We start from the raw sequence: 1,036 nt of genomic DNA on the forward strand, positions 1-1,036 counted from the left end.
TAGACCTCTTGCAAAAAAAATCTATGTTATAATTAAAGGTTTTGAATTTTAGATCTGAAAGCTAACTCATAATTGTAAAGTGCTGACAACAAATTAAAACGCAGACCATAACGGCGACGCCGATTCCGATAACGACTCGACAATATTTTAAAAATTTTGAGACTCCGATTAACGTGTTCAACCACAATTCGCTCCTGTGCTAGAACTCGATTGTAGTCTTTTTCTATTCGAGAAAGTTTCCCTTTTTTAGGTTTCTTTCTAGGTATATAACTATTGGGGTGATAATCCTTTATCCCTTGATAGCCACTGTCTTGTAAGCTATTTGTTTCGGGATGAAAATGAATTTTACTTTTTTTAAACAAGTTAAAATCGTGGCAATGCCCTAGTCCAAAAGCAGTGCAAATAATTTCTCTGGTCTCTTGATTAATTACCAATTGAGTTTTTAGAGTATGATATTTCTTCTTGCCTGAGTAATATTTCTTCTGTTTTTTTTTAGGTCGTTCAATAGCGGTTTCTGTGACATCCATCACCACGATTTCTGGATAATCAGAGTCTTTGAGTAATGCCTTTTTCCCCGGAATACGGAACTTTCCCGTTTTCATTAAAGTTGATTCAATGTTAGTTATAATTCGGCAAATCGTTGATTCGGATACTCCCCAATTTGTTCCCATATGAAAATAGGTTCGATATTCTCGCCAATATTCCAAGGTCACTAAAACTTGTTCTTCAAGAGTTAAGGCGCTTCGGCGTCCTCGTTTATCTTGAGGATTTTCTAGCCGGAATTGTTCTAAAGTGTTAACCATTTCTTTAAACGTTTGAATCTGGATACCAAATCTCCGTTTAAATTGCTCCGGTTTTAAATTTTGATAAAATCGATTGTTCATGATTGATTTATTGTGTAACTACAAAATACCTTTTTATTTAGCATTTTACGCTGTTTTTAGCAAAATGTCCTAAAAATTAGCTATAACCTGCAATCTGCTCCACTTCAGCCAAACCCTTCATTATAGCATAAAATTATTTTGCAAGAGGTCTA

At 34.6% G+C, this 1,036-nt stretch carries 1 protein-coding gene; it reads right to left on the reverse strand.

The annotated features are described in order from the left end of the window. Positions 1 to 32: 32 nt before the first annotated feature. Entirely contained in the window at positions 33 to 884 is an 852-nt protein-coding gene (locus tag QUA77_RS29215) for an IS5 family transposase (RefSeq protein WP_333454130.1), read from the reverse strand. Between the last annotated feature and the right edge of the window lie 152 nt (positions 885 to 1,036).

It is taken from the genome of Microcoleus sp. K5-D4 (assembly GCF_036704575.1).
GTDB lineage: Bacteria > Cyanobacteriota > Cyanobacteriia > Cyanobacteriales > Microcoleaceae > Microcoleus.